The organism is Marinobacter sp. DSM 26671 (assembly GCF_900112835.1).
In the GTDB taxonomy this organism is placed as follows: domain Bacteria; phylum Pseudomonadota; class Gammaproteobacteria; order Pseudomonadales; family Oleiphilaceae; genus Marinobacter; species Marinobacter flavimaris.
In genome coordinates this window covers 315405-336067 of sequence record NZ_FONF01000002.1, presented here as the reverse complement: position 1 = coordinate 336067, position 20663 = coordinate 315405, and the positions used below count along the sequence as shown (strand labels likewise).

21 protein-coding genes are annotated in these 20663 nt (G+C 59.8%); 9 read left to right on the top strand and 12 right to left on the bottom strand.

Annotated elements, in window-relative coordinates:
• Positions 1-62 precede the first annotated feature (62 nt).
• The 4 genes from dxs to BM035_RS03670 form a co-directional block, all read right to left on the bottom strand.
• Positions 63-1994, bottom strand: a complete 1932-nt coding sequence (gene dxs, locus BM035_RS03685; RefSeq protein WP_092030352.1) for a 1-deoxy-D-xylulose-5-phosphate synthase — start codon at positions 1992-1994, stop codon at positions 63-65.
• A 133-nt stretch (positions 1995-2127) separates the two neighbouring features.
• Positions 2128-3024 carry a (2E,6E)-farnesyl diphosphate synthase gene (gene ispA / locus BM035_RS03680; RefSeq protein WP_014576115.1) on the bottom strand — a complete coding sequence of 299 codons (897 nt, stop codon included), beginning with the start codon at positions 3022-3024 and terminating at the stop codon, positions 2128-2130.
• Complete coding sequence (locus BM035_RS03675) at positions 3024-3278, bottom strand: exodeoxyribonuclease VII small subunit (protein ID WP_008176478.1); 255 nt, start codon at positions 3276-3278, stop codon at positions 3024-3026. The genes ispA and BM035_RS03675 overlap by 1 nt, the downstream gene beginning before the upstream one ends.
• A gap of 55 nt (positions 3279-3333) precedes the next feature.
• Positions 3334-4107 carry an NRDE family protein gene (locus BM035_RS03670; RefSeq protein WP_092030350.1) on the bottom strand — a complete coding sequence of 258 codons (774 nt, stop codon included), beginning with the start codon at positions 4105-4107 and terminating at the stop codon, positions 3334-3336.
• Positions 4108-4195: 88 nt separating this feature from the next.
• On the opposite strand from BM035_RS03670, the gene BM035_RS03665 reads away from it, so the two are divergent.
• Genes BM035_RS03665 through BM035_RS03650 form a run of 4 tightly spaced genes read left to right on the top strand, consistent with a single transcriptional unit; the run spans position 4196 to position 7161 of the window.
• Positions 4196-4993 (top strand): sulfite exporter TauE/SafE family protein, encoded by a 798-nt coding sequence (locus tag BM035_RS03665; protein ID WP_041646103.1) that lies wholly within the window; start codon positions 4196-4198, stop codon positions 4991-4993.
• Positions 4994-5003: 10 nt separating this feature from the next.
• Entirely contained in the window at positions 5004-5792 is a 789-nt protein-coding gene (gene lgt, locus BM035_RS03660) for a prolipoprotein diacylglyceryl transferase (RefSeq protein ID WP_092030348.1), read from the top strand.
• Entirely contained in the window at positions 5789-6628 is an 840-nt protein-coding gene (locus BM035_RS03655; protein ID WP_092030347.1) for a thymidylate synthase, read from the top strand. The genes lgt and BM035_RS03655 overlap by 4 nt, the downstream gene beginning before the upstream one ends.
• Before the next feature lie 23 nt (positions 6629-6651).
• A complete protein-coding gene (locus tag BM035_RS03650) occupies positions 6652-7161 on the top strand; it encodes a dihydrofolate reductase (RefSeq protein ID WP_092030345.1) in 510 nt (169 codons plus the stop codon).
• Here BM035_RS03650 and BM035_RS03645 read toward each other — a convergent pair.
• On the bottom strand, positions 7158-8678 hold the full coding sequence (locus BM035_RS03645) for a DEAD/DEAH box helicase (protein ID WP_062785656.1): 1521 nt from the start codon (positions 8676-8678) through the stop codon (positions 7158-7160). The genes BM035_RS03650 and BM035_RS03645 overlap by 4 nt on opposite strands.
• A gap of 198 nt (positions 8679-8876) precedes the next feature.
• Between BM035_RS03645 and BM035_RS03640 the strand changes: the two genes are divergently transcribed.
• Entirely contained in the window at positions 8877-9665 is a 789-nt protein-coding gene (locus BM035_RS03640; protein ID WP_092030343.1) for an acyl-CoA thioesterase, read from the top strand.
• A gap of 13 nt (positions 9666-9678) precedes the next feature.
• On the opposite strand, the gene BM035_RS03635 is transcribed toward BM035_RS03640, so the two are convergent.
• The 3 genes from BM035_RS03635 to BM035_RS03625 form a co-directional block, all read right to left on the bottom strand.
• Positions 9679-10578, bottom strand: a complete 900-nt coding sequence (locus tag BM035_RS03635; protein ID WP_008176462.1) for a haloalkane dehalogenase — start codon at positions 10576-10578, stop codon at positions 9679-9681.
• Between the two features lie 147 nt (positions 10579-10725).
• Entirely contained in the window at positions 10726-10974 is a 249-nt protein-coding gene (locus tag BM035_RS03630) for a hypothetical protein (protein ID WP_008176460.1), read from the bottom strand.
• Between the two features lie 75 nt (positions 10975-11049).
• Entirely contained in the window at positions 11050-11400 is a 351-nt protein-coding gene (locus tag BM035_RS03625) for a hypothetical protein (RefSeq protein ID WP_008176458.1), read from the bottom strand.
• 127 nt (positions 11401-11527) lie between these two features.
• On the opposite strand from BM035_RS03625, the gene BM035_RS03620 reads away from it, so the two are divergent.
• Together BM035_RS03620 and BM035_RS03615 are read left to right on the top strand one after the other, a co-directional pair.
• Complete coding sequence (locus tag BM035_RS03620; protein ID WP_008176456.1) at positions 11528-12643, top strand: AI-2E family transporter; 1116 nt, start codon at positions 11528-11530, stop codon at positions 12641-12643.
• 122 nt (positions 12644-12765) lie between these two features.
• Positions 12766-13185, top strand: coding sequence for a peptidoglycan-binding domain-containing protein (locus BM035_RS03615; RefSeq protein WP_008176454.1), 420 nt, complete (start codon positions 12766-12768; stop codon positions 13183-13185).
• Positions 13186-13258: 73 nt separating this feature from the next.
• Here the strand turns inward: BM035_RS03615 and ilvD are convergent, their stop codons facing one another.
• On the bottom strand, positions 13259-15094 hold the full coding sequence (gene ilvD, locus BM035_RS03610; protein WP_008176452.1) for a dihydroxy-acid dehydratase: 1836 nt from the start codon (positions 15092-15094) through the stop codon (positions 13259-13261).
• 160 nt (positions 15095-15254) lie between these two features.
• Between ilvD and BM035_RS03605 the strand changes: the two genes are divergently transcribed.
• Both BM035_RS03605 and BM035_RS03600 read left to right on the top strand, forming a co-directional pair.
• Entirely contained in the window at positions 15255-16511 is a 1257-nt protein-coding gene (locus BM035_RS03605) for an HDOD domain-containing protein (protein ID WP_092030342.1), read from the top strand.
• A gap of 52 nt (positions 16512-16563) precedes the next feature.
• Positions 16564-17142, top strand: a complete 579-nt coding sequence (locus BM035_RS03600) for an LON peptidase substrate-binding domain-containing protein (RefSeq protein ID WP_039882136.1) — start codon at positions 16564-16566, stop codon at positions 17140-17142.
• On the opposite strand, the gene BM035_RS03595 is transcribed toward BM035_RS03600, so the two are convergent.
• Genes BM035_RS03595 through BM035_RS03585 form a run of 3 tightly spaced genes read right to left on the bottom strand, consistent with a single transcriptional unit; the run spans position 17139 to position 20604 of the window.
• Complete coding sequence (locus tag BM035_RS03595) at positions 17139-18596, bottom strand: bifunctional DedA family/phosphatase PAP2 family protein (protein ID WP_092030340.1); 1458 nt, start codon at positions 18594-18596, stop codon at positions 17139-17141. The genes BM035_RS03600 and BM035_RS03595 overlap by 4 nt on opposite strands.
• Positions 18593-19591: a GGDEF domain-containing protein gene (locus BM035_RS03590; RefSeq protein WP_092030339.1), complete on the bottom strand. Its 999-nt coding sequence runs from the start codon at positions 19589-19591 to the stop codon at positions 18593-18595. The genes BM035_RS03595 and BM035_RS03590 overlap by 4 nt, the downstream gene beginning before the upstream one ends.
• Complete coding sequence (locus BM035_RS03585; RefSeq protein WP_014576126.1) at positions 19588-20604, bottom strand: GGDEF domain-containing protein; 1017 nt, start codon at positions 20602-20604, stop codon at positions 19588-19590. Before BM035_RS03585 ends, BM035_RS03590 begins: the two co-directional genes overlap by 4 nt.
• Positions 20605-20663: the final 59 nt, after the last annotated feature.

The window sequence follows — 20663 nt, the reverse complement described above, 5'->3', positions numbered from 1 at the left end:
GCCAAATACGAAAAAGCCCGCGAACTCCGCGGGCTTTTTGCATTCTCAGGTTTGTGTTCCGTCTATTTGACGGCTTTCAGGTTCTGGTGGCGCAGGGTCTCGATCCGCGTGCGGATAGACGATTCAATACCTGCGGCGTCCAGCCCACATTCGGCCAGCAGCTCGCCGTGCTTGCCGTGATCCATAAAGGTATCGGGCAGGCCCAGTTGAAGTACCGGCATGGTAACCAGGCGGCTGTTCAGGAATTCGGTCACGGCGCTGCCTGCACCACCGGCAATGGCGTTTTCTTCCAGGGTCACCAGTAGTTCATGCTGCTCGGCCAGCTCCAGCACCAGTTCTTCATCCAGGGGTTTGACGAAACGCATGTCTGCGACCGTCGCGCCGATGGCTTCTGCTGCCTCCAGAGCAGGCGCCAGCAGGGTGCCAAAGTTGAGGATGGCAACACCTTTGCCGTTGCGAATCCGGCGGCCCTTGCCAATCACAAGCGGCGTCAGTTCCTGTTGAATTTCGGCACCGGGGCCCGTGCCACGGGGGTAGCGCACCGATGCCGGTCCTTCGTAGAGCATGCCGGTCTGGAGCATCTGGCGGGTTTCGTTTTCGTCCGACGGTGTCATCACCACCATGTTCGGCACGCAGCGCAGGTAGCTGATGTCGAAAGCGCCAGCGTGGGTCGGGCCGTCTTCACCGACCAGGCCTGCGCGATCAATCGCGAACAGCACATCCAGGTTCTGGATAGCGACATCGTGAATCAGTTGATCGTAAGCCCGCTGCAGGAACGTCGAGTAGATGGCGACCACCGGCTTGGCGCCGTCACAGGCGAGCCCTGCGGCCAGCGTGACTGCGTGCTGTTCGGCGATGGCGACATCGAAGTAGCGTTCCGGGAAGCGCTTTGAGAATGCCAGCAGATCCGAGCCTTCACACATGGCCGGGGTGATGCCCACCACGCGCTCATCCTGTTCGGCGGAATCGCACAGCCATTGCCCGAAGACGTTGGCATATTTGGGCTTCTTCGGTTTCGGCTTGACCGGTTCGGGTTTACTGGGTGGAACCGGCTCGATCTTGTTGATGGCGTGATAGCCGATCGGATCGGCTTCGGCCGGGGCGAAACCCTTGCCTTTGGTCGTCACCACATGCAGGAACTGCGGACCTTCAAGTTCACGGATGTTCTCCAGGGTTTCAACCAGCAGGGGCAGGTCGTGGCCATCGATCGGGCCGATGTAGTTGAACCCCAGTTCCTCGAACAGCGTGCCAGGGGCAATCATGCCCTTGAAGTGTTCCTCGGTCTTCTTGGCCAGCGCCATCAGGTGTGGCGCTCCCTGCAGAACCTTCTTGCTGCTATCGCGAACCTGATTGTAGGTGCGACTGGACAGCAGTTTGGCAAAGTAGTTGGACAGTCCGCCAACGTTCCGGGAAATCGACATGTCATTGTCGTTGAGGATCACCAGCATGTCGGCGTGGAGGTGACCGGCGTGGTTCAGTGCCTCGAACGCCATGCCGGCGGTCATGGCGCCGTCACCAATAACGGCAATGCTCTTTCGACCGGTCTGCTGCAGACGTGCTGCGATCGCCATGCCCAGCGCTGCACTGATGGAAGTGCTGGAATGGCCGACGCCAAAGGTGTCGTACTCGCTTTCGGCCCGTTTCGGGAAGCCGGCCAGACCGCCTTTGCGGCGGATGCTTCCCATGGACTCTTTCCGTCCGGTCAGGATCTTGTGGGGGTAGGCCTGATGGCCGACGTCCCACACCAGGCGGTCGCTCGGCGTATCAAAGACGTAGTGAAGGGCGACGGTAAGCTCAAGCACGCCCAGGCCGGCCCCGAAATGACCGCCAGTCTGGCCCACTGACCATAACAGAAAGGCCCTGAGCTCCCGGGCCAGCCGGGTCAGCTGTTCCGGGGCCAGCTCTCTGAGCTGGGCCGGTTCGTCAATCCGGTCCAGAAGCGGCGTATTGGGCCGCTGTGACGGGATTTCCTTGAAAATATAAGTGTCCTGCATCTGCTCGGGTCTTTTCCGGTACGTTCAGTAACTGACTGGCATTATAAGGGAACAGGGGAAGCTGTTTCACACAAAGCGGGCCAGTTGTTACGAAAATATTTACGGCCAGTGTGCGCCTTCGGAGCGCCGGGATTCAATGGGTTCTTGCCACCACGTAATCGGCCATTGCCCGCAGGGGGTCTGCTTCGGGACCAAACGCCTGCAAACTTTGCTGGGCCTGTTCCAGCAGATTGGCCAGGTGCTCCCTGGCGCCTTCCAGGCCAAGCAGGGCGGGGTAGGTGGGTTTGGCGCGGGCGGCATCCGAGCCCTGGGGTTTGCCAATGACCGTTGTATCGCCCTCGATGTCCAGAAGGTCATCCTGAACCTGGAAGGCCAGGCCCAGGGCTTTGGCATACTGGGTCAGGGAAGCCAGGGCCTGTTCGTCGACCGACGGCGCCGTCAGGGCGCCAATTCGCACGCTGGTTTCGATAAGGGCGCCAGTCTTGTGGCGGTGCATGGTTTCAAGTTGCGCCAGGGCCAGGGTTTTGCCGACGGACTCCAGATCGATGGCCTGGCCACCAACCATTCCTCCGTGGCCACTTGCCCGGGCCAGTTCCCGGACCATGATCAGACGCACCGATTCAGACAGTCCCGGCGCTTCGGCAAGCCAGCCAAAAGCCAGTGCCTGCAGGGCATCGCCAGCAAGGATGGCGGTGGCTTCGTCGAAGGCAATGTGGGTAGTGGGCCGTCCGCGGCGCAATTCATCGTCATCCATGGCCGGCAGGTCATCGTGGATCAGCGAGTAGGCGTGGATCAGTTCCACTGAGCAGGCCGGGATCAGGGCCTCGTCACCGGTTTGTCCCATTGCCTTTGCCGCTGCAAGACACAGTGCCGGCCGGATTCGCTTGCCACCGCCCAGCACGCTGTAGCGCATGGCTTCCTGCAGCCGGCCAGAGGCGGAATCACGGGTAATGCACCGGTCCAGTTCCGCATCGACGCGGGCCCGGCAGGTTTCCAGAAAATCAGAGGCAAGCAGGTTCTTTCCGGACATCAGTCAGCATCATCCGGTGAGAACGGGCGGGTTTCCAGGGTGCCGTCGCTGTTCTGGACCAGTTGTTCGACCCGTTGCTCGGCGCTCTTCAACGCCTGCTGGCATTCACGGGTCAGCTTTACACCCCGCTCGAACGCCGTCAGGGACTGTTCCAGGGACAGCTCGCCCTGCTCCAGATCGCGAACCAGCTTTTCCAGTTCATCAAGAGACTTCTCAAAATCAGCTATCGATGTGGCGCCTTGTTCACCGGCCATCAGGGGCCCTCCGATCGGGTGGCAGAATTTCGCGGATTATACCAGAGCCAGATCGCTATCGCCGCCAGTGGAAGTGACGTCGTTCACCGGTCCGGGCATCCGGACCCCAGTTCTGTTCCGTCACCTCGATTTCACCGCTGGCTGAAACGGTCACCACGGTGGTTGCCCGTGTGCCGTAGTCCGAACCCACGATGAATGGCGACGACAGAAAGCGTTCCCTCTCCAGGCCAACGCCTGTATCGGGCAGCATATGGTCTGGCGCGGGCGTGCTGTCCTGGAGCAGCGGAATCAGCTCGTTGTGCAGTGTTGCCGCATCCCGTCCGGCGGCGGCAATGGTATCTCCCGCAGCCTGCCGGAGGCGCAGAAGCTTGGGCCAGGGCGTCTGCAACAGATGATTGCTCAGTCCGTAGACCCCACGGTGGATTTGTCGGCCCGGATGGGCATCCCGATTGCTGAAATACCATCCGTCTGCTGTGGTCAGCTGCACCAGGTTGAAGCCGGAAAACTGGTCGGCGGTGTCGAGCAGATAGCGTTCAAGATGCTCCCGGGAATCAGTGAGTGCCCGCAAAGGCAGTTCACCACGACTGATACGGCCGGTTTCCGGTGCCCCTTCCCGGACGTTGGTCACGGCGCTGACCTCTCCCGCGGTATTAATCGCAAGCCAGGTGCCACCGGAGAGCAAGTCACGGCCGGCAAGCACCCGGGTACCGGATTCGGTGGTCCACCAGTCCATGGCGGCCGTCGGGCGGCGGAAAAATTCATCCCGATTGGCGGCAACCACCAATGGGAAATGAGGGTTCTGGCCAACGGCGAAAGCGATCAGGCACATGGTGTAGGAGTGGGCTCCCGGATTTAATGAAGTTGACTCTTGCGCTGTGTATCATACCAGCCTTGGTTTCCCGGGTGCGGCTCAAACAATGACTCTGTTTTACGTAATAGCTTCTTATCTGGCCCTCGGTGCCCTGGCAGGCACCGTGGCGGGGCTGTTCGGCATTGGTGGCGGGCTGATTATCGTGCCCGTGTTGATGTTCACCTTTGGTCTGCAGGGAATCGACCCGGATATCATTCCCCATCTGGCCGTAGGCACCTCGCTCGCGACCATCGTGTTCACCTCGGTCAGCTCCATTCGCTCCCATAACAAGCACGGTGCGGTGCGCTGGGATCTGTTCCGGCCCATGACGGTCGGGATTATTGGCGGCGCCCTGGTTGGCGCCTGGACGGCATCCCTGATGAGCGGGCGCGCGCTCGAACTGGTCATCGGCATTTTTGTCATTCTGGTGGGGCTGAAAATGTTTTTCCAGGTTGACCCCAAGCCGGGTCGCGACGTTCCCGGGGTGGCAGGCCTCGGCGTCGCCGGTGGTTTTATCGGCTGGGGGTCGGCGATTTTCGGAATCGGCGGGGGAACCCTTACGGTGCCTTACCTGAGCTGGTGTAACGTGCGGATGCAGCAGGCGGTCGGTACATCTGCTGCCTGTGGCCTGCCCATCGCCGTGTCCGGTGCGCTGGGTAACATCTGGACCGGGTGGCATCATCCCGCAGTGCCGGAACTGAGCGCCGGCTTCATTTATCTGCCTGCGCTCATAGGTATCATTCTCACCAGCGTTTTCTTTGCCCGGGTTGGCGCCAATCTGGCCCATCGGCTGAACCCGCAGATTCTCAAGCGTACGTTCTCCATCATGCTCCTGCTGGTGGGTCTCCGTTTTCTCCTGAGCTGAGAGGTAGTTGATGCTGCAGCATCCCCAGATTGATCCGGTGGCCATTGCCATCGGCCCCCTCAAGATCCACTGGTACGGTCTGACTTATCTGTTCGGTTTTCTAGCCGGCTGGTGGCTTGGACGCATTCGCACCCGCAAGCCCTGGTCGCCGATCAGCGAAGAGCAGATGGGCGACCTTCTGTTTTACCTGGCCCTGGGGGTCATCCTGGGCGGCCGCTTCGGCTATGTCCTGTTCTACAACTTTGACGCCTTCCTGGCGGACCCGCTCTGGCTGCTGCGGGTCTGGGAAGGGGGCATGTCTTTCCACGGCGGTTTGCTGGGCGTGATGTTTGCCATGTGGTGGTATGGCCGCAAGGTGGGCAGCGGATTCTGGCGCCTGGCCGACTTTGTGGCGCCGCTGGTGCCCCTTGGACTCGGCGCAGGGCGGATCGGCAACTTTATTAACGGCGAGTTGTGGGGCAAGCCCACTGACGTTGCCTGGGGTATGGTGTTTCGAACGGCTCCGGATTCTCTCGCCCGTCATCCCTCCCAGCTTTACCAGTTTGCCCTGGAAGGCGTTGCCCTGTTCGTGATCCTGTGGTGGTTCTCATCCCGGCAGCGCCCGACCATGGCGGTTTCCGGTCTGTTCCTCATTTGCTACGGCGTGTTCCGCTTCCTGGTGGAATTCGTGCGTCAGCCGGATCCGCAGCTGGGCTATCTTGCCTTTGACTGGCTTACCATGGGGCAGGTACTGTCCTTCCCGATGATCGTTGCCGGCGCCGCCCTGATGTTTATTGCCTACCGGAGACAAGCCCGATGAAAGCCTATCTCGACCTTATGCAAGACGTTGTTGATAACGGATTCGACAAGGGAGACCGCACCGGTGTCGGCACCCGGTCGGTGTTTGGCCGTCAGATTCGCTTCAACCTCCAGGAGGGCTTTCCGCTGGTCACTACCAAGAAAGTCCACCTGCGCAGCATCATTTACGAACTGCTCTGGTTCCTGCGGGGCTCCACCGACAACTCCTGGCTGCAGGAACGGAAGGTCTCGATCTGGAACGAGTGGGCATTGGAGAATGGTGACCTTGGGCCTATCTATGGCAAACAGTGGCGAAGCTGGCAGTGCCCCAATGGCGAGGTGGTTGACCAGATCAGCGAAGTGATCGAGCAGATTCGCACCAAACCGAATTCCCGCCGGCTGATCGTGTCCGCCTGGAACCCCGCTGAGCTTCCGGATGAGTCCATCGGTCCCCAGGATAACGTTCGCGAGGGTCGCATGGCGCTGGCACCCTGTCACTGCCTTTTCCAGTTCTACGTGGCCGACGGCAAGCTCTCCTGCCAGCTTTACCAGCGAAGCGCCGATCTGTTCCTGGGCGTACCTTTTAATATTGCCTCGTACGCCTTGCTGACGCACATGATTGCCCAGCAGTGTGATCTGGATGTCGGTGAGTTTGTGCATACCTTCGGCGACTGCCATCTGTACCAGAACCACCTGACCGACGACATCGTCTTCGAGCAGCTGAAACGCGAGCCCCGGGCCCTGCCTAAACTCGTGATCAAGCGCAAGCCCGCGAGCATCTTCGAATACGAGCTGGAAGATTTCGAGTTTGAGGGTTATGACCCCTATCCGGGCATCAAGGCGCCGATTGCCATTTGACCGAACCCCGAAGAGACGAGTACATGAGAAAAGCCCTGATCGTTGCCATGTCCCGTAACCGGGTTATTGGCCGTAACAACAAACTGCCCTGGTATCTTCCGGGTGACCTTCGTTATTTCAAGCAGGCTACCATGGGCAAGCCCATTATCATGGGCAGGAAGACCTGGGACTCCATTGGGCGGCCATTGCCGGGACGGATGAACGTGGTGATCTCGCGCAATGAAGAGTGGGAAGCACCAACCGGAACAGTGGCCGCGAAGTCTTTGCCCGAAGCGCTGGTGAAGGCCGAGGCGCAGGCGGAGCTGGAAGGTGGTGACGAAGTGATGATTATCGGTGGCGGGCAGATCTACGCCGAGGCATTGCCGATGGTTGATCGGATGTACGTCACCCAGGTGCACGCTGAGGTGGACGGCGATGCGTTTTTTCCGGAAGTAAACTGGGATGAGTGGGAAGAAATCGGACGGGAGGATTTCTCCGCGTCCGATAACAACCCTTACGACTACAGTTTCGTGGTCTATCAGCGTCAGGCTTAAGCCTGACGAGGCGGGCGCTTGCCTGCGGGCTTGCCGCCCTTGCCGGGCGGTTTGCCTCGACCACCGGGGCCGCCACGACCCTTCGGGCCACCTTTCTTGAAACCGCCTTTCGGGCCCTTGCGATTCTCGCCCGGACGACCGCCGCCACCTTTACGATCACGGCGGGGAGGTGTTGCCGACACGGTTGGCAAGGCCTCTGGTTGCTCGAGGGGCAGGGAGCCTGGCTGGGCTGCTTCCATCCAGCAGGCGAGGGCGCCGGCTACCATGGCCATGTCCATGTCATTGCGCTCGGCGATTTCGTCCAGCAGCGACATCGCCTTTGCCAACTTCTTGTCTTCCGCAAAGCCCAGCAGTTGGGACTCGAACTGCTGCTCCCTCATTTTCTTGAGCTCAACGGGAGACGGCAACTCGTAAGCTTCCATCGGCGAGTTTGTTGCGCGTTCAAGCGTTCGCAGCCAACTGCGCTCGCGGGGTGTTACCAGCAGGATCGCCTTCCCTTCGCGACCGGCACGACCAGTACGACCGACCCGATGGATGTACGCTTCAGTGTCGTAGGGAACGTCGTAGTTGATGACGTGTGTGATACGGGAAACGTCCAGACCGCGCGCTGCCACGTCTGTGGCAATGATAATGTCTTTCTTCCCGCGCTTCAGGTCTTCAACCGTTTGTTCACGCTGGCGTTGGTTCAGGTCACCGCTCAGGGGCGCGACCGCGTGGCCCCGGGCAGAAAGCTTTTCGGCCAGCATGGTGGTTTCCGCTTTGGTGCGCACAAAAATTATGGCGGCATCAATCGGCTCAACTTCCAGAATGCGGGTCAGGGCATCCAGCTTGCGCTCAGCATAGACCGGCAGAACGAACTGGGAGATACGCTCGACCGTGCGGGTTTCGCTTTCAATGCGAACTTCTGTGGCGTTGCGCAGGTAGGTCTGGGCCACTTTCTTGATCTGCGGCGGCATGGTGGCCGAGAACAATGCCCGTTGGCAGTTCTCCGGGGTCTTCGCCAGGATCGCTTCCACGTCGTCGATAAAGCCCATGCGCAGCATTTCGTCGGCTTCATCAAGAACCAGCGCTTTCAGGCTGTCCAGCTTCAGGGTACCTTTGCGCAGGTGGTCGAGCATCCGGCCCGGTGTGCCCACGATCACCTGGGCACCGCGACGCAGGCCCTTGATCTGGGGATAAAAGTCCTGGCCACCGTAAATGGGCAGAACGTGGAAATTCCGGAACTTGCTGGCATAGGTGGTAAACGCTTCCGCCACCTGGATGGCAAGTTCCCGTGTTGGGGCCAGAACCAGAATCTGGGGATCGGTAACAGAGGCGTCAATCCGGCTCAGCAGGGGCAATGCAAATGCCGCGGTCTTACCGGTTCCGGTCTGGGCAACGCCCAGCAGATGGTTACCGGCCAGCAGCGCGGGGATCGCCTGGGCCTGGATGGGTGACGGGGTTTCGTAGCCAACGGCGGACACAGCTTCAAGTACGGCTGGATCCAGCCCCAGTTCGGCAAAGGACAATTCAGACATTGATTCACTCGGAATTCGGGAGGTAGAGCATTGCCGGGCAATGCATGTTGTGCCGACATTATAGCGGCTTTGTTGCTGCTTTAATACGCAAAACCCCGGCGAGGCTATAGGTAGTTGCCGGGGACAGGCCATTGCGTTGCCATCCGATCTTGGGCACTCTTCGTAGCTTTCCCGATAGGTTGCTAACAGGAACTCGAAATGACCTTTGACGAATTATTGCGGGCGGCTCGTGGCAGTGAGGAGCTGACCATGCCCGAGAGCTGGTCCCAGGGCAGAGCCACCTTTGGCGGTCTCACGGCAGCGTTGATGTTTGAGCGCATGGAAAAGCTTGTCGCCGAGGGCCGTGCGATGAGGTCATTGCAAGTATCATTCGTGGGGCCGGTGGAGCCGGAAGTCCCCGCCAGTTTCGAGGCCGAGATTCTGCGTGAGGGAAAAGCGGTCAGTCAGGTACAGGGCCGCATTGTCCAGAAGGGTGAAACCCGGGTGGTCTGCCTGGCCAGCTTTGGCGGAGACCGGGACTCGCAGGTGCAGGTGGATGCCCTGCCAGCGCCCGAGGCAAACCCGGTCAGCCAGTGCCCGGGGCTGGACTACATCGAGGGTGTTACCCCGGAATTCATTCGGCAGATTGAGATGCGCTGGGCCTTCGGTAACCTGCCGTTCAGCGGCAAGGGGGGCCGGGAGCTCGGCGGCTGGATGCAGTTCCGGACACCGCCGGAAACGTTCTCTGATGCCCACATTATTGCTCTGGTGGACGCCTGGCCACCGGCGGTTCTGCCCTATGTAAAACAGCGGGTGAGGACCAGTTCCCTGAGCTGGGCGCTGGATATTGTACATCCGAGGCCGGTTATGGAGCCGGGTGACTGGCTCCTGTACAAGGTTTCCATTGATCAGGCGGGTGCCGGTTATGGTCACACCCAGGCCGGAATCTGGACCGCCAGAGGCGAGCTCGTGGCGCTGAGTCGCCAGACGGTAACGGTCTTCGGTTGACGGAAATGGCGGCTCAGGCCGCCATTTCCGATTTCAGAGCATCGATGATGATACGGGCGAAATCTTCCGGTGAATCTTCCTGGAGAAAGTGCCCGCCTCTGAGTGTGATATGAGGTTGTCCGTGGGCACCGGGAATCCGGCGCTGCATGTGCCTGTCGCCGCCCCGGGTAATCGGGTCGCCACTGCTGAAGCAGGTGATGAAGGGCTTCTTCCACTTCTCCAGGACCTGCCAGGCCGCCTTGTTGGCGTCGCTGTCCGGTGTATCCGGTTCCGTCGGAACCAGTTTTGGAAACGCCCTGGCTCCGGCCTTGAACTCTGCTGACGGGAATGGGGCTTCGTAAGCGGCAATTTCAGCTTTGCTCAGGGTGCGATCGGTGCCCAGTTGCACGATACGACCGACCGGGAACCAGGGGCTGTGGGTGGCAAATGCCTTCCACATGGAAAATACCGCTGGAACAGGCGTTTCGCCGGTCGGCAGCATGCCGTTTCCGACGATGATTCGGCTGAATCGCTGACGGTGTTCCGCGGCCAGTCGCAGGCCCAGCAACGATCCCCAGTTCTGGCACACAAGGGTGATATTGGTCAGGTTGAGCTGTTCAAGCCAACTGGCCAGCCACGTGAGATGGCGGCCGTAACTGTAGTCTGTAACCGACGCCGGCTTGTCGGATTTGCCGAAGCCGATCAGATCCGGGGCCAACACCCGGTGACCGGCCTCGGCCACCAGAGGGATCATGTGCCGGTACAGGTAGGACCAGGATGGTTCGCCGTGGAGCATGAGAACCGGCGAGGCGTTTCTAGGGCCTTCGTCAACGTAGTGCATCCGGAGACCCGGTTCTACGTCAAGATGGTTTGGAGCAAAGGGGTAATCCGGAAGACCTGCGAAGCGGGCTTCATCGGTTCTCAGAATACGCATGCCATCGACTGTCCTGACTGATTGGTTGCGTGATTGCCGGGCGGCATCCGGTGCTCATAGTGCCCTACTACAATCGTCGAAGATCAGGATAAAGCAGATGGAAATTTTGTGTGTTTGAGTTGCGTAACAGAGCGTTGTGGCTTTGAATCAGGACGCAATGCCAAACAGGCGTTCGGGGTTGTCAACGCGGGCCAGAGCGTCATCGCAACAATTGACGGCGCCGCAATCGTCGGCTGAGCAAAGGCCAATGGTCTGGCACTCCATGTTCTGGTGCTGGTCGCCCTCATTCCGGAAAATCCGGGCCCTGGAGAGAATCGAGTGGCAGTGGCCACAAAGGAGTGTGGGAACCGCGCTGCCTTCAGCAAGAAGTGCTGTGTATTGATGTTGTTCAGTCATAAATATCCTCCTGATACTGCCCAACATATGGGCCAAGTATGACATTTCAAAGTCGGGATGCCGGTGTTATACGGCTTAACTGTCAGGATCGACCAGTGGCCGACGGTTGGAGCGCTTGTCATCCCAGTCAAGTTCCTTGGGGTCATACCAGCCGATTGCCCCCAGCACTCTCTCCCGAGTCTGTGGCGACAGGGTAGGCCACAGCTCCTGGAAGTCCTCGAGGCCGAGCTCCCTCTGCTTCATCTGCTTGCTCTGGAGCCGGTTGATAATGCGTGGTAGCTGCAGGGCCTCGCCTAGCTGACCCGGCACCATGACTTCCTGACCCATCACTTTGCGCCGGTGCGTTCGGGCGGCCAGAACCTTGCGCAACTCGGTGGCCGCATCCAGGGCTGTTTCGATGGTGAAGGTTTCCAGTTCCAACAACATGACCTGTCTATTAGTTGATCAACAACCGTCCACTATAACCCGAAGACAGCTACAGTGGCCACGCCAGCGTGGTAGGGTAGAATGACTCGTTATATCGCAGAACCAACATCAGGGAACCGCATAATCTATGTACGCAAAACTTGAAACACGGACTTTTCTGGCGTTGCTGGTCGGCGTTTCCCTTGCCTTTGTTTTTCTTATGAAGCCCTTTTTCGGGCCCATATTCTGGGCGGTCGCCATCGCCCTGATTTTCCACCCGGTGCAGCAACTGCTGGAGCGGAAACTCGGGGACAGGCCCAATGTAAATGCACTGATTACCCTGTGTATCTGCATGTTCATCGTGGTTATCCCGGTTCTGGTACTGGTGACCTCATTGGTTGCCGAGGGCGTCGCGCTTTATCAGCAGATCCAGAGTGGTGAAATACGCCCCGGGGAATACATAGATCGGGTCAACCAGTCGTTCCCCGCCATCCAGGCCTTCCTGGCACAGTTTGATATCAGCTTTGCCGAGCTGAGGGACCGAGCCGTGAGTATCTTTGTCGGAGGAAGCCAGTTCCTGGGCAGGCAGGCGCTGGGCGTGGGCCAGAATACCTTCCAGTTTTTTCTGGGCCTGGCCTTGATGGTGTATCTGGCGTTCTTTCTGCTTCGGGATGGCCGTGCGCTGGTCGAGCTGATGATTCGGGCTCTGCCGCTGGGCGATGAGCGGGAGCGGTTGCTGTTTGCCAAGTTTGCGGAGGTGACCCGCGCGACCGTCAAGGGCAACCTGCTGATTGCCATCATCCAGGGGGCTCTGGGCGGGCTGATTTTCTGGATCCTGGGCATCAGCGGTGCGTTGCTCTGGGGTGTGGTTATGGCGATCGTATCGCTGTTGCCGGCTGTGGGTGCGGCGTTGGTCTGGGTGCCGGCAGCCATCTACCTGGCGGCCGTGGGCGATGTTGTCGAAGCGGTGGTGCTGACAGCCTTTGGCGTGGTGGTCATCGGGTTGGCAGACAACCTGCTGCGCCCGGTACTGGTTGGTCGTGATACCAAACTGCCGGACTACATTGTTCTGTTGTCGACCCTTGGGGGCATTGTCATGTTCGGCATCAACGGATTCGTAATGGGACCGCTGGTAGCTGCACTGTTTATGGCGTTCTGGGGCATTTTCATCCGCGAATTCAGCGAAGAAGCCCACCGCCCAGCCGCTTCTGCGGACGAAGAGACCCCTGCGCAAAGCAAGAAAACGGGACATGATGTCCCGTAAGGCGACATGCGACAAAAGTATGGTAGTCTTTTAACCGTTTGCCCCAGCCTGTGGAGATAGGCACCACACAACAAGAAAGAAACGGATATCGATGAGATATCAGGAGTTAGCAGGTGAGTACCATGAGAAACGCAACAACCCGATTGGGACGCCTGGCCGCAGCGGCCGGATTGGCGGTCACACTGGGCTTTGCCCCTGCAGCCTTCGCGGATGAGATCGTTGCACTCAAGAACGCGCTCTACGGAGCAGGATACGACATTACCAATGTCAGCCCGCAGATGGATGACTCAACCCGGTCCGCGCTAACCCGGTTCCAGCAGGATAATGGTCTTCAGGCCACGGGAAATCTGGACGATCCGACCAAGGAAGCCTTGGGTATGATATCGGTTCAGGTTGCCGCTTCGGCACCGTCACAGTCCGCCGCAGCCAGCAGCGCGCCGGCTCAGGAGTCGGCTTCTTCCGCGGCAGAAACCTCGGCCCCGGAGCCTGAGCAGGATGACGCCATTGAAGAAGAGGAAGATGGCGGCTGGTCGCTCTGGTAATCGGAGTTTCCTGAACAAAAAAGCCCGGCGAGATGTCCCGCCGGGCTTTTTTGTTGGTTCAGGATCTCAGTGCTCAGTCGAGCTTTTCGAGATCCCTAACGGCGCCCTTATCGGCGCTCGTGGCCAGTAGCGCATAGGCTTTCAGGGCTGCAGACACCTTGCGGTCCCGTGGCAGTTCCGGTTTCCAGCCCTTGGCGTCCCTGGCTTCCCGGCGACGATCCAGTTCGGGCTGATCCAGCTCCACGTTGATGCTCCGGTTCGGAATGTCGATGCGGATTGTGTCGCCATTTTCGATCAGGCCAATGGCTCCGCCGGCGGCCGCTTCCGGCGACGCGTGGCCGATGGACAGGCCGGAAGTGCCGCCAGAGAAACGTCCGTCCGTCAGTAGCGCGCAGTCTTTGCCGAGTCCCTTGGATTTCAGGTAGCTGGTCGGATACAGCATTTCCTGCATGCCCGGTCCGCCACGGGGCCCTTCGTAGCGAATGATGACAACTTCGCCCGGCTTGACCTCGTCAGAGAGAATTCCGGCAACGGCGGAATCCTGGCTCTCGAATACCCTTGCCTTGCCTTCGAACACGAAGATGCTCTCGTCTACGCCCGCAGTCTTGACCACGCAGCCGTCCAGGGCAATATTGCCATAGAGTACGGCCAGGCCGCCTTCGGAACTATAGGCATTCTCAACCGAACGGATGCAGCCGGTTTCCCGGTCACCGTCCAGGGTTGGCCAGCGGGTGCTCTGGGAGAAGGCGGTCTGCGTGGGAATGCCGGCGGGACCGGCCTTGTAGAACTCGACCACTTCGGTGGGCGGCGACCTCATGATATCCCAGGTCTCGAGCGCTTCTCGCATGGTCTTGCTGTGCACGGTGGGAAGGTCGGTATTGATCAGACCGCCCCGTTCCAGCTCGCCGAGAATGCCCATGATACCGCCGGCCCGGTGCACATCTTCCATGTGATATTTGGGTGAGTTCGGAGCCACTTTGCAGAGTTGCGGAACACGACGTGACAGCTGGTCGATCTCGTTCAGGGTGAACGGAACACCGCCTTCCTGGGCAGCCGCCAGCAAGTGGAGGATGGTGTTCGTTGAGCCGCCCATGGCGATGTCCATGACCATGGCGTTTTCAAAAGCCGCCATTGAAGCAATGCTCAACGGCAGTACGCTGGCGTCATCCTCCTCGTAATAGCGCCGCGCATTCTCCACAATCTGTCGGCCGGCTTTGAGGAACAGCTGCTCCCGGTCGGCGTGCGTTGCCAGGAGCGAACCGTTGCCCGGCAGCGCCAGACCGATGGCCTCGGTGAGGCAGTTCATGGAGTTGGCGGTGAACATGCCGGAACAGGAGCCACAGGTCGGACAGGCGCTGCGCTCATACTCTTCCACCTGTTCGTCGGAGGCGTTGGGATCTGCAGCAATGACCATGGCGTCCACCAGGTCGAGCTTGTGCTCCGACAGTTTGGTCTTGCCTGCTTCCATGGGGCCGCCAGAGACGAAGATCGTGGGGATGTTGAGGCGCATGGCAGCCATCAGCATGCCCGGGGTGATCTTGTCGCAGTTGGAAATACACACAAGCGCATCGGCACAGTGGGCATTGACCATGTACTCTACGGAGTCGGCGATGATCTCCCGGGATGGCAGGGAGTAAAGCATGCCGTCATGGCCCATGGCGATGCCATCATCGACCGCGATGGTGTTGAATTCCTTGGCAACACCGCCGGCGGACTCGATTTCGCGGCACACCAGTTGCCCGAGGTCCTTAAGGTGCACGTGGCCGGGCACGAACTGGGTGAAAGAGTTGGCAACCGCGATGATCGGTTTGCCGAAGTCGCCGTCTTTCATGCCGGTGGCGCGCCAGAGGGCACGGGCGCCGGCCATGTTGCGGCCTGCGGTGGATGTCCGCGAACGATACTGGGGCATGGGGTTCTTTTCTCTCTGTTGTTACCTGATGACGTTGATCAAAAAAACAGAGGATACCAGATTAGACTCCAGGCGCATGGTTGTTTTCAGAGCCTCTGTTTACAATAGTTAACACAGTTGCCAACTTATTTTCCGGTTTGATCCGACAAGGAGTATGCCTATGGCCGGCCAGGAAAGCCTGCCGCTTCGTCGCCTTAAAGAGTTCCAGCCTTTGAACCGGCTGACCGATGACCAGTTGGTTTTGCTTGCCAGCCGGGCCGAGCGTCGTACCCATGGGCCCGGGCAGAGGGTTCTGGAACGTGGTGTCCGTGACGGTCTCGATTTTTTCCTGGTGGCAGGAAAGATTGAGCTTGAGTCCGTGGATGGCCGAAAAACGATCATCGAAGCCGAAACAGAGAAAGCTCAAAACCCGATTGCCAGACTCCAGCCACGGATGTACGACGTTACAGCCGTCAAACCCTCGGAATTCCTGGTCGTCGAGCAGGACATCCTTAACCAGTTGCTGCGTTCGGCGCCTGTCGAACAGGTTGAGATGGATTCAGGTGAAGGCAATGGAGGGCTCGAGAGCGAGGAACATCACCTGCTGATGGAATTCCTGTCGGAGCTGAGATCGAACCAGGTGAAGCTTCCCAGTGTGCCGGATGTGGCCTGGAAGGTCCGGCGGGCGGTAGATCGCGAGGAGTCGACGGCGGATCAGGTGGCTCTTGCCGTATCGGCCGACCCGGCGATGGCGGCCAAGCTCGTTCGCGCCTGTAACAGCCCGCTTTATCGCGGATTCAGTGATGTCCGGAATGTCCGGGAAGCAGTGGTCCGTTTGGGCATGCGCACTACCCGCCAGCTGGTGACGGTGTTTTCCATGCGTGAGGTGTTCAAGACTCGTCAGGCGTCGCTTCAGAAAGAGATGGAAAAGCTTTGGCGTCACTCTCGTGAAGTGGCTGCGCTTTGCTGGGTGCTGGCGGATCACGCCACCAAACTGAATCCGGAGGAGGCGTTGCTGGCGGGGCTGCTCCATGATATCGGCGTGGTACCGATCCTGGTCCAGGCGGAACATCATGTGAATCTCTTTGCCGATGAGGCCAACCTCAGCCATGCAATCCGCGAACTCAGGGCGGATGTGGGTACGGCGGTTCTGGAGAACTGGTCGTTCCCGCCGACGTTCGTTGAGGCGGTCCGTCATGCCGAGGACTGGGGCTATGAATGCCGAGAGACATCACCCCAATTGGTGGATGTGGTTATCGTGGCGCAATTGCATTCGATGATCGGTTCCAGCCAGAATGCCGAGCTTCCCCCGTTCGACCAGGTGCCAGCGTATCGGCGTCTGGGCGAGCTTGAACTCAATGCTTCTCGCAGTTTGCAGCTTCTGACGGAGGCCAGGGCCCGGGTCGACGAAGTTCAGCAATTGCTGTCCATCCGGTGATTGTCCGGGCTGTGTAAACTGTGGAGTCTGCTTTCCGGTGACTGTTGCACTTATGAATGTACCTTTGTTCCCCCTGAATTCCATCGTCCTGCCCAGGGGGAGGATTCCCTTGCAGCTGTTCGAGCCGCGCTACATCGACATGCTGACCCGTTGTCTCAAGGAGGATCGTGGGTTCGTTGTGGTGCTGTTGCAGGAAGGCGGAGAGGCCGGGCGCACCGCCGCCTTCTACGATATCGGCACCTATGTACGTATTATTGATTTCCAGCAGCTGGAAAACGGCCTTCTGGGGATTACCGTTGAGGGCGAATCCAAGGTCTCCGTGGTCCGCAGCTGGCAGCAGGAAGACGGCCTGAATGTGGGGGACGTCGAGTGCCTGATTGAAGAGGCAGAGAGTGAGGTGCCGGAGCGTTTCAGCGAGTTGCCCTCGGTTCTGAAGGCGTTGTTTCGTCATCCGGTCATCCGGGACCTGAACATGGACATTGACTATGGTGATGCCCGGGATGTTGGCTGGCGGCTCACGGAGCTTCTGCCCCTGGACAAACAGGAGAAGCAGAAGCTGGTGGAATTGCAGGACCCTCTGGAGCGGCTCACCCGGCTACAGGGGCTTCTGGAGGCGCTGGAAGAAGGCTAGGTGCCAGCAACCGGCCTGAAGTTCAGAGCCGCCTGATCCCAGGACAGCAGGATGTAGGCTCCCGTAAGGATTAACCAAACCACCGCTGCACCAACGATGGTGATATCCGGCGCCAACGGAACCTTGTCATAGCGGCTGTAACTGGCCCGCACCGCACCGGTAACGGCCAGGGCAAGCAGCAGTCCTCCAATCACATCGGTGAACCAGTGCACCCCAAGGTAGAGTCGGCTCAAAGCCACGGGCACCAGTGGCAGCGAGAGCAGCACGTAGTATTGCCAACGTCTCCGATGCCTGCTTTCGCCGGCGACGAAACTTGCCAGCAGCGTCACCAGCAGGGTGATGCCCGCCGTGTGACCACTGGGAAAAGCGCCGGAATTCGGCGGGCCCATGACTTCATCCGGCCGGGGCACGCCCAGCAGCGCCTTTAGGCCCCAGACCAGAACCACCGTCACTGCGATAGCCGCCAGAACATGGATGGCCGCGGCGTAATAGCCCCGGAATAGCAGTGCCGCGCAGGCGAGCACACCGGCGGTCATTAACACCGGCGCGTCACCCAGCAGGGTAATGGCAATGAAGGGACCGTCCAGCAGAGGTTGCCGGAGTTGCTCAAACCAGAGAAGGGTGGCCTGATCGAACCCATCCAGGAGGCTGGTGGCGGTAGCCAACTGCCCCCAGATCAGAAGTAGTGCGGAGGCACCCAGCGCCAGCATGAATGAGGCCAGCGGGAATTCGCCCTCCCGGGCCGGTCGTTGATTCGTGTACAAGCGCCAGAAACGGTTCGTAGCCTCGTATTGTGCCATCCACTGCTTCAGCCAGCGGTAGAAACGGCTGTCCTCCCCGAGCCCCAGCTGAAACCTCAACAGCACGAAATAGACCACCGTCAGGGCGGCTAGGCTGATGCCGATGACCGCGTAAAAATGCGCCGGAGGCCTGATATCACTGGCCAGGGCACTGCCCACCAGAAACCCCGGGAAGATGTAGACTGGCGCCCAGGCAACAGCGGAGCCGATGTTGAAAGCCAGAAAGCGTCGCCAGGACATCATCAGGGCCCCGGCCACGAGCGGGATGATTGGTCTGACCGGGCCGACGAAGCGGCCGATGATCACACTCTTGCCGCCGTGACGCTTGAAGAAGCGCTCCCCGGTACCGATGATTTTTGGATAGCGGCTCAGTGGCCAGGCGGTTGTCAGGCGCCCCTGCAGCAGTCGCCCCAGGCCAAAACTTGCCGTGTCGCCGGCGATGGCCCCAAGGCCCGCCCAAAGCAGTGCTTCCGCAAGCGGCATGCCGGTCTCCCCCGCCAATACGGCGACGGCAAACAGGATGGCGACACCCGGGACAATAATGCCGGCTATAGCGAGTGATTCGATGAAGGCAGTCGTAAACAGGGCTGTTGCCAGCCAGCCGGGATGCAGGCTGAGCCATGCCGACAGATCGTTCAGCCAGGCACTGCTCATGTTTCGATGGTTTCTCCCGGGCTGAACCAGACCGAATCCGTACCGCGTCTGCGAGCTTCTTCCATGGCCTGGTGGGCCCGGTCCCTGAGTGTGTCGGTACGGGTGTCGCCACTGCCGCGGGTGGTGCAGCCGAGGCTTACTGTGGCTTTGCCAACCACCGGCCAGTGGTGTTCGGCAATGGTGCGGCGAATCCGCTCGGCAATCACTCGCACGCCTTCTTCCGGAGTAAACGGCAGGATCAGGAAAAACTCCGAGTCTTTCAGTGTGTACAGGGTATCGCCGGCTCGAATCACGCCGAAGAGGTGCTCGGTCATATCCCTGAACAGGCCCTGAACCTGGTCCCTGCCGTGAAGGTCGGCCACTTCGTCGGCGTAATCAATGCTCAGGTCGATGACGGACAGGCAGTGCCCCGTGGCGATGGCACGGCTGATCTCTTTCTGAAGGGTTTCATCCAGAAAGCGGGCATTATGGGCGCCAGTCACCGGATCGGTAATGGCGAGGTCCTCTGCCGACTGGGCCATGTGGTCATAGTGCCAGATGTACAGGGCTGCAACCGCCAGAAGGATGAACAGGCCCCCCGTGATGGCAATGGCGTCAGCCGGTGCCTTTTCGAGGAACAGGATGATCGACATGGGTACCAGCAGCAGAAGCGATAGCCCGACGCCTTGACGCAGGGGCAGGATAAGCAGATTCAGCACAAGCAGGGGCATGGCCCAGTGGCTGATGCCCGGGGCATCCATGGTCAGCAGCGCTGCCAGCATGCCACTGTTCAGGCCGGAGAGGATGACCAGGTGCCCGGGGGCCGACAGCTGGTGCCGGCGGCAAATGATGGTGTAAACGGCACCCGCGAGGGTCAGAACCGCCATCCCTGAGGCCAGGTAAAAGAGTTCGTAGAAACCATAGCGGAGGTTCTGTATCGCCAGGGTGAAAATGAACAGGCAGGCGATGCCGTAGCCAAAGGCATGTGTCCAGGTTCTCAGTCGGGTCTCTGTCATGCCACTGGCCCCTCTGCCCGAGGCTGGCTTGGTTGTGCCGGCTGCGACCATGAACTGTAGGCCTGGCTTCGGTTGCCTCCCTGCTGCTGGGCCCGGCGAAGGGCATTCGCGGCACTCTGCTGCAGACTGTTGGCATCGTCACCGATATTCAGGCCGGCGATCCCGGTGCTGACGGTCAGGTTCATGCCGTGGGATTCCAGAAGCGTTGCCAGGCCCTTGCGGATCGTCTCGGCGCGGGCGATCGCGTCGCTGGTGGAAATGCCCGGCAGGATCACAAGAAACTGCAGGTCCGCGACCCGGTAGTAGGTGTCGAAATCACGGATCTGGGAATGCAGGTAGCGACCAATGCGGGGAAGAATCGAGCGGATGTCCTCATCCGGTTCGTCATCGCTCAAATGGGTGTCCAGCCCGATCATGATAATCGACATATCGGTGCCCTCCCGCTCACTGCGCTGGATTTCCTTGTGCAGGTCGGCAGACAGGTATTCCCGGCTGGCCGCCTGGGTCAGTTCGTCGGTACGGCGCAACGGCGCAAGTTGACGGGTCTTGTAGTCCCGCAGGAAGACCAGCAACGCCGAAAGCAGCAGGGTAAGAAGAAAGGCGCTGATCATCTGGTGGCGGTCGGCAAGGCCTACCGCCCATTGTGTCGCGATCATTGCCAGTACAGCGATGATCAGTGTTACCACGGCTGCGGCCGCTGGCGGAACCAGGGCGAAAGCAACCAGAGGCAGCGCGTAAAGCCAGTGGCTCAGGATCCATGGGCCGGTCCAGAAACTGGCCAGCAGTATCAGCAGAAGCACGACAAAGAAAGCCTGCTGGATTCTCGGCCAGGGCTGGTGGACCCGGTTGGGGTGGAACGTCTTTCCGGCAATGACAATACCTGCCGCGGCAGCCGCGGCTGCGGCAACCATGGGTTCGCCCAGCACGGCGCAAAGGGTCGCAATGGCGATCAGGGCCACGAAGCCCGCTCGCGACAACTTGCTCAACAGGAATTTTTCGGCCATCTGGGCCATGGTGTCCTTCCTTTTCCCGAACTCCCTTGAAAAACCGTCCCCGGGGAACCTTTATAGGT